The sequence below is a fragment of the Chitinimonas sp. genome (assembly GCF_041904975.1).
Taxonomy (GTDB): domain Bacteria; phylum Pseudomonadota; class Gammaproteobacteria; order Burkholderiales; family Chitinimonadaceae; genus Chitinimonas.
Map to the genome: position 1 here is coordinate 1 of NZ_JAYRLZ010000190.1, position 8,468 is coordinate 8,468.

The 8,468-nt window shown below is 60.8% G+C and carries 3 protein-coding genes and 1 tRNA gene; 2 read left to right on the top strand and 2 right to left on the bottom strand.

The window, feature by feature from the left end:
• Together uvrA and ACE3OH_RS15850 are read left to right on the top strand one after the other, a co-directional pair.
• Positions 1-2,586, top strand: a 2,586-nt coding sequence (gene uvrA, locus ACE3OH_RS15845; protein WP_374355038.1) for an excinuclease ABC subunit UvrA, incomplete at its 5' end; no start/stop codon positions are given.
• 515 nt (positions 2,587-3,101) lie between these two features.
• Positions 3,102-5,912: a TonB-dependent receptor domain-containing protein gene (locus ACE3OH_RS15850; protein ID WP_374355041.1), complete on the top strand. Its 2,811-nt coding sequence runs from the start codon at positions 3,102-3,104 to the stop codon at positions 5,910-5,912.
• Positions 5,913-6,152: 240 nt separating this feature from the next.
• On the opposite strand, the gene ACE3OH_RS15855 is transcribed toward ACE3OH_RS15850, so the two are convergent.
• Positions 6,153-7,961, bottom strand: a complete 1,809-nt coding sequence (locus ACE3OH_RS15855) for a peptidylprolyl isomerase (protein WP_374355044.1) — start codon at positions 7,959-7,961, stop codon at positions 6,153-6,155.
• 210 nt (positions 7,962-8,171) lie between these two features.
• Positions 8,172-8,247: transfer RNA gene (locus ACE3OH_RS15860), tRNA-Val, on the bottom strand.
• Between the last annotated feature and the right edge of the window lie 221 nt (positions 8,248-8,468).

An 8,468-nucleotide genomic window follows, 5' to 3' on the forward strand; every position in this document is an offset into this window, starting at 1 on the left:
CCGGCGATTTCCATCGAGCAAAAGGCCACCAGCCATAATCCCCGCTCCACCGTGGGCACGGTCACCGAAATCCACGACTACCTGCGGCTCTTGTACGCGCGGGTCGGTACCCCTTACTGCCCCGATCACGATCAGCCGCTGGAATCGCAAACGGTGAGCCAGATGGTCGACCATGTGCTGGCCCTGCCGGAAGACACCAAGCTGATGATTCTGGCGCCGGTGATTGTAGGCAAGAAGGGCGAGAACCTTGATCTGATCGACGAATTGCGCGCCCAGGGCTTTGTGCGCTTACGCGTCGATGGCGAGGTATATGAGATCGACGCGGTGCCCAAGCTGGAAAAGAACAAGAAGCACTCGATCGATGTGGTGGTGGACCGGCTGAAAGTACGTGGTGAGTTCAAGCAGCGCCTGGCCGAGTCGTTCGAAACCGCCTTGCGCCATGCCGACGGCCGCGCCATTGCGGTGGAGATGGATACGGGCCGCGAATACTGGTTCTCGGCCAAGTTCGCCTGCCCGGTGTGCTCCTACAGCCTGCCGGAGCTGGAACCGCGGCTGTTCTCCTTCAATAACCCGATGGGCGCCTGCCCGAAGTGCGATGGCCTCGGCGCCATCCAGTTTTTCGACCCGAAGCGGGTGGTGGCATTTCCGCATCTGAGCCTGGCGGCCGGCGCCATCAAGGGCTGGGACAAGCGCAACCAGTTCTATTTCCAGATGCTGACCAGCCTGGCCGACTACTTCGGTTTCAGCGTCGATGCGCCCTGGGATGAGCTGAGCATTGAAGTGCAGCAGGTGGTGCTGCAGGGCTCGGGCAAGGACGATATCCGCTTTACCTATCTGAATGAAAAAGGCACCAAGTTCGAGCGATCGCATCCCTTCGAGGGCATCATCCCCAATCTGGAACGGCGCTATCGCGAGACTGACTCGGTTACCGTGCGCGAGGAGCTGGCCAAGTTCCTGAATAACCAGCCCTGCCCGAGCTGCGCCGGTGCGCGCTTGCGGCTGGAGGCGCGCCATGTGCGCATTGCCGACAAGAATGTGCACCAGATCAGCCAGCTGGCTTTGCGCGATTCCAGCCAGTTTTTTGCCGGGCTCAGCTTGCAGGGCAACAAGGCGCAGATCGCTGAAAAGATCGTCAAGGAAATCTCCGACCGGCTCGGTTTCCTGGTGAATGTGGGCCTCGATTACCTGAGCCTGGATCGTTCGGCCGACACCTTGTCGGGCGGCGAAGCACAGCGGATTCGCCTCGCTTCGCAAATCGGCTCCGGCCTCACCGGCGTGATGTATGTGCTGGACGAGCCCTCCATCGGCCTGCATCAGCGTGATAACGACCGGCTGCTTGGCACCCTGGTGCGCCTGCGCGACCTGGGCAATTCGGTGATCGTGGTCGAGCATGATGAAGACGCGATCCGCGCCGCCGACTGGGTGGTGGATATGGGCCCGGGCGCAGGTGAGCATGGTGGCGAGGTGCTGGGCGCCGGTACGCCGGAAGCCATCATGGCCAACCCCGATTCGGTGACCGGCCAGTTCCTGTCCGGCAAGCGGCAGATCGCCGTACCGGCCCAGCGGCGCCAGCCCGACCCGGAGCGCTGGCTGCGGCTGAAAAACGCGCGTGGCAATAATCTGAAAGGCGTTGATCTGGCGCTGCCGCTGGGCATGCTGGTGTGCGTGACCGGCGTATCCGGCTCGGGCAAGTCCACCCTGATCAACGACACCCTGTATACCGCTGCCGCCAAGGCGATTTACGGCAGCAATGCCGAGCCGGCGCCGCACGATGACATTACCGGCCTCGACCAGTTCGACAAGGTGATCAATGTCGACCAGTCGCCGATCGGCCGCACACCACGCTCCAATCCGGCCACCTATACCGGCCTGTTCACGCCGATCCGCGATCTGTATGCCGGCGTACCGGCTTCGCGCGAGCGTGGCTACGGGCCGGGGCGCTTCAGCTTCAATGTCAAGGGCGGGCGTTGCGAGGCCTGCCAGGGCGATGGCGTGATCAAGGTGGAAATGCACTTCCTGCCCGATGTGTACGTACCTTGCGATGTTTGCCACGGCAAACGCTATAACCGCGAGACCCTGGAAGTGCTGTACAAGGGCAAGAACATCACCGAAGTGCTGGACATGACGGTGGAGCATGCGCGCGAATTCTTCGACGCCGTGCCGGTGATCGCCCGCAAGCTGCAAACCCTGATCGATGTGGGCCTGAGCTATATCCGCCTCGGCCAGAGCGCCACCACCTTGTCCGGCGGCGAGGCGCAGCGGGTGAAGCTGGCGCTGGAGCTGTCCAAGCGCGATACCGGCCGCACGCTGTATATCCTCGACGAGCCGACCACCGGCCTGCATTTCCACGATATCGACCTGCTGCTGACTGTGTTACAGCGCTTGGCCGAGCATGGCAATACGGTGGTGGTGATCGAGCACAATCTCGATGTGATCAAGACCGCCGACTGGCTGATCGATCTGGGGCCGGAAGGTGGCGGTGGTGGCGGGCAGATCATTGCCAGCGGCACGCCGGAAGCGGTGGCGGCCAATCCTGCCAGCCATACCGGCTACTACCTGAAGAAACTGTTGCCGCAAGGAAGCTAGGCTCTGTTGACGTTTTGCCGGCGGATCGCGTTTCGTCGGAAAACCGCCAAGCGCAAGGCGTTGTGCACGCAAGGTAGTGATCTACCTCAGTGCGCAACAACACAGCGCCTGGCGGCTTTCCGGCGAAACCCACAGGGCCGGGCCGAGTTTCGCGGTAGCTCCGCGTTGTCATTCGCTTACATAAGCCGTTATGCCGCACTCATTCCGCCTTGATTTACCGCAAAACTCGACCCGGCGCGACCGTCGGCAAAACGTCAACAGAGCCTAGGCTTGCCCGGTCAAGGCGGTTGCTCCCCTGCAACACTGCAGCCCCACGCGGTCCCACCCAGTCGGCCAATCGGCCCACATCACTCCTCACGACGGGCTTTCATCCCGGCTCACCGCGCAAGGACAGGCTCACTCAATAAGGTGGCGTTACGCCGGTCGGCATGGAGCTCGCCCCTATGCCCGAGCCGGCATGTGCCGGCAGCAAGGGCTGCCGGCCTGCCTAACCTAGGGAGTGATGCATAGTGAGGATGAACAAGATTGCGCGGGCTTTGGCCTGCGTCGGACTAATTGGCGGCAGCGCGCTGGCATTGGCGGACGAGGCGCAGAAAACGCAGAAAATCGAAGTAACCGGCTCCAGCATTCGCCGGGTAGGTGCCGAAACGGCCGCGCCGGTGCAGATCGTCACCCGCAGGGAAATCGAGCAAAGCGGCGCACAAACCATTTCGGACGTGATCCGTTCCTTGTCTGCCGACAATAACGGCACGGTGAGCTCCTCGTTCAGCTCGGGCTTTGCCTCGGGCGCCTCGGGCGTGTCGTTGCGTGGCCTCGGTGTCAACGCCACCCTGGTATTGCTCAATGGCCGGCGCACCGCGCCGTATGGCCTATCGGACGATGGGCAGCGCACCTTTGTCGACCTCAGTTCAATTCCGCTCGACGCGGTGGATCGAGTGGAGCTGCTCAAGGATGGCGCCTCCGCCATCTATGGCTCGGATGCCATCGCCGGGGTACTCAACATCATCCTGCGCAAGGATTTCAGCGGCGTCGCGCTTAATGCCAGCGCCGGGCAATCGCGCTATGGCGACGGCAATGAAGCACGCGCCGCGGTGGTCGCTGGATACAACGAGGGGCGCTTTAACGCATTCTTTGACCTGGAGGCCTCCAGCCGCGCTGCCATCAAGCAAAGCGACCGCGAAGGGCGTGGCTTTATCGGTACCGGCGACCTGACCGCGCTCGGCTATGATCGCACCAGCACCGCGCAAGGTGGCTTCCGTGGCTACTATCTCGGGCCGACCCAGGTATCGCAAAATCGCTATGGTTGGGTGCGCCCCTATAGTCCGGATGGCTACTCGATCGTTACCGGTGGCAAATCGCAGGGCGGCTATCAAGCATTGCCTGGTTGCCCCAGCGACAAACAGCTCGATCACGGCGGCTGCGCCTGGTCGACAACGGATTACGCTGAACTGCAGCCCAAGGAAGAAAAGCTCAATTTGTTCGGCCGCGCCACTTACGCCATCAACGACAATCTGAGCTGGTTTGGCGAAGCCGCCATCTTCAAATCCGATGTCGCTGCACACAGTACGCCACCGCAGACCATCAACGGCAATCCATGGCTCAATAACGCGACTTCCGGTCTGGTATCGGCCAGCTGGTTCTACTTGCCGGTCGGCCACCCCGACAACCCATTCGCAACCAGCAATGCCCGCCTGCGCATCCTGTTCGACGATATCGGCCAACGCTCGAGCAAGCTGGAAACCACGGTGGCCCGCTTTGTCAGCGGCATCAAGGGCACGGTGGCTGACTGGGATATCGACTCGGCCGTCATGTATGCCGATTCGGAAACCGACCGGACCCAGCGCGGCTATGTCAGCTACAGCAATATGCTCAATGCGCTGCAGGGCAAGTCGCCGTTTGGCTACTACCGGATTGGCGTCAACGCCGGCAAGAACAACCCCGGCATCTACGACTACATTGCGCCTGCTCTACACGACAAGTCCAAGTCTTCGACCACCTCCTTCGACTTCAAGGCCAGTCGTGAGCTGATGGAATTGCCCGGCGGCCCGATGGCCATCGCCCTCGGCAGTGAGTACCGCATTGAAAAGCTGACCGCCCCGCCGGTACCCGGCACCGAGAACGGCAATATCATCGGCCTTGGCTATTCCGCCTTTGCCGGCGATCGCAAGGTATCTGCCCTGTATGCCGAACTTTCGCTACCGGTACTGAAATCACTGGAGCTGACCGCCGCTGCGCGTACTGATCATTATTCGGATGTTGGCAGCACCACCACCCCGAAGGTCGGCTTCAAATGGACGCCAACCAAGAGCCTGGCAATACGCGGCAGCTATGCCGAGGGCTTCCGCGCCCCTGGGCCTGCCGAGAACGGCAACAGCTCCACCATCGGCTTCACTACCGGGCCGGTCGACGATATACGTTGCGATACCTCGGTGACACCCAACCGGCCCCGCCCCGGCGGCCCGGCGAACGCCTGCGATCCCGCCAATGTGGGCGCACTCACGCTCGGCGACAGGGGTATCAAGCCGGAAACGTCGAAGAGCACCAGCTTCGGCCTGGTGATCGAGCCTTTCGCCAATACCAGTGCCACGCTGGATGTCTGGCGTATCGAACGCCGCAATGAAATCAATTCGGTACAGCCCCTGCTGGTGTTCGCCAACCGCTCATCCTTCCCTTCCACCCGCATTGTCCGCGACCCGGATCAGTCGACGTGGATTCCCGGCGTGCCGAATTCCGGCCCGATCGTGGCGTTTATCGGCCCCTACTTCAATGCCAACAGCACGGTGACCCATGGCGTCGACTTCGCACTTAACAATCGCTTTAGCCTCGGTGACTATGGCCGCCTGACTTCAGCATTGAACTGGACCTATACCGGCAAATTCGAGCGCACGCTCAATAGCGGGGTAAAAGTAAACTATGTAGACACCCACGGCCCGACCGCACTGAGCAGCAATGGCGGTATGCCACGCAATCGCGCCAACTTGAGCCTGACCTGGAACAAGGGCGAATACACGATTGCCCCTACCATCAACTACATCAGCAGCATGCGCAATATCGAAGCCGCCGAGTCGCCCGACTGCCTCAATGTGCTCGAAGACGGCAGTGAAGCACCAGCCGGCTGCCGGATTGCTTCCTTCACCACCGTCGATCTGTATGGCAGCTGGAAGTTCAGCAAGTCCGGCGAAGTCTACGGCAGCATCCGCAATCTGTTTGACCGCATCGCCCCGCTGGACCCACAAACTTATGGTGCGATCAACTTCAATGGCGGCTATCACTTGTCGGGCGCCGTCGGCCGCTTCTTCTCGGTCGGCATGAAGTATCGCTGGTAAGGCGCTTTACCGGCCATGGACTAGCCCAAAGCCCCGCAGGCGCCCGCCTGCGGGGCTTTTGCCTTTGCGATATGCAAACGCCGCACTCCTGCCTCAGCCCGGCTCCAGCCTTGATGGCACTGGCGTTCACTGCCACACGCTGCGTTCCGTTGCGACTCACGCGCCATACGAGGCAGCGCCCTGCGCAAATGCAAAAGCCCCGGACCATGGTCCGGGGCTTTCAGGCATAAGGCAAAGTCCTTACTTCGACAGTTCGACCTTGTGCTGCTTTTTCAACTCAGCCAAATAGGCATCCACCACCGCATTGCCTGCCTGCTGCGCGAGGCCGGTCGAGAAGCCTTCCAGGCGTTTTGCACGGGCCGCTTCCGGCTTCACCGCCGCAACGCGATACACCGTATAACTGGTGTCATCGCTGACGCCGGTGAAGGCAGGCAGCTTGTTGCCTGGCAGAGCAAACACGGCATCGAGAGCCGGTTTGGCCAGGCCTTGCGAATCGATACGGCTTGCCTGCTTGGCGGGCTGGAACGGGGTGCTCAAGGCTTCACCCTTTTGCAGGGCGGCCAGTGCCTTCTTGCCTTCTTCCTGGGCCAGCTTGCCGGCGCGTTCGCGCTTGAGCTTGTCGGCGATGCGTGGCGACACTTCCGCCAATGGCAGCAAAGCCGCAACCTGATGGCTGTTGATACGTGCCACGACAAACTCGCCGGGGCGCACTTCAACAGCTTCGGTATTGTGCTTTTTGGTCAGCACATCGGCGCTAAAGGCGGCTTCACGCAGCTTGGCCTGGTTCAGCAAGGGCTCGGCCGCTTGCTCGCGGGTCAACCAGCCGCTGGTCTGGATGGTCAATTTGAGCGCATCGGCAGCGGGCTTGAGGCTATCGGCCTGCTGGTAGGCAATATCGCTCAGCTTATCGAGCGCCGGCTGGAAAGCGGCGCCAACCTTGTCGCGCTGGATGCGGGCGATCAGCGCCGGCTTTACATCATCCAGCGTCTTGGTCTTGGCCTCCAGCAACTGGATGATATGGTAGCCATAACTGGTTTCCACCACATCGCTCAACTGATCCTTGGCCAGGCTGAACACCGCATCGTTGAAGGGCTTGACCATCTGGCCCGGACCAAAGAAGCCGAGATCGCCACCCTGGGCCGCCGAGCCGGGGTCTTGCGAGTTGGCTTTGGCCAGCTCGGCAAAGGCGGACGGATTCTTCTTCAGCTCGGCCAACAGCTTCTCGGCCTTTTGCTTGGCTGCGGCACGGTCGGCCGCTGAAGCCTTGGCATCCGCACTGATCAGGATATGGCGGGCATGGCGCTGCTCTTGCGCCAGCTCTTTTTTGTTCTTTTCGAAGTAGTCCTTGAGGGTGGCTTCATCCACCGGCAAGGCCGCAGCCATCGCTTCACGCGACAGCACAACGTAGTCGAGCTTGACCCGCTCCGGCTGGTTGAATTCGCCATGGTGGCCATCGTAGTACTGCTTGATCTCGGCCTCGCTGACCGACACCTTGTTCAGATACTGGTCGGCGGCAAACACCAGGCTGGCCACTTCACGCGGCGCCGACATCGCTTCGATCAGCTTGTCGGTAGCCAGTTTGGAGCTGATGCCGGTTTCCACGATCGGGCCGCCCAACAACTGCAGGCTGCGGCGGTCGCGCATTTCGTTCTGGAACTGCTCGACGCTTTTTTGCTGGGCAGCCAGGATGGTCTTGTACAGCTCGGCGTCGAACTTGCCATCCTTTTTGAAATCGTTGATGGCCATGATCTGCTCGCGCAGCTGGGCATCGCTGGTATAGATATGGCGCTGCGCCGCTTCATTCATCAGGATCTGGCGCTGTACCAGCTGTTCCACCACTTGTGGCTTCATCGCATCGGGAATCGGCTGGCCGCCGGTTTCGCGGGCCAGATCGCGCTCGGTGATCTTCTTGCCATCGACCTTGGCTACAAAGCTCTCGCCCATGCCGGCACTGTAGCCAGCAACACCACCACCCACCACCAAGCCGAGGATCACCATACCGAGGGAAATGGTGACCAGCTGACGATTGTTATGCACAAAATCAAACATGGAAGCGCTATCTCCGCGCCATGACGGCGCATTGCAACTGTGGCGGTTGAAAAAGCAAAAGGGTGAACTTTCGTTCACCCTTTGATGTGTTGCCGAGCGGATAGTAGCGCTATCTGATGCTGCCGAGCGAAGCCGGCATACCAAGCCACCGATCTATCTCTCTTGTTTTGTTGACCACCAGCAGATGATGCTTGCTGATCATCAGGTATTTGGTGGGTGGTGACGGGGTCGAACCGCCGACATTCTGCGTGTAAGGCAGACGCTCTACCGACTGAGCTAACCACCCATGCCCGTACTGCTGTACAGGGCCCCAATGTGCTGCAGGGCTAGGAAGCGGCGAATAATAGAGATGAATTACCAGTTTGCCAAGCTTTTTTATCGATTCGCCGCATTTTTTTGTAGCGCCCTGCGGCGCCCGAGCGGCCGCCGCAGGCTGTTTCACTGAAAAATCAATGCTTTGTCACCACTGGCTTGGTGGTAGCCGGGCTTGCCGCCGCCCCACGCACG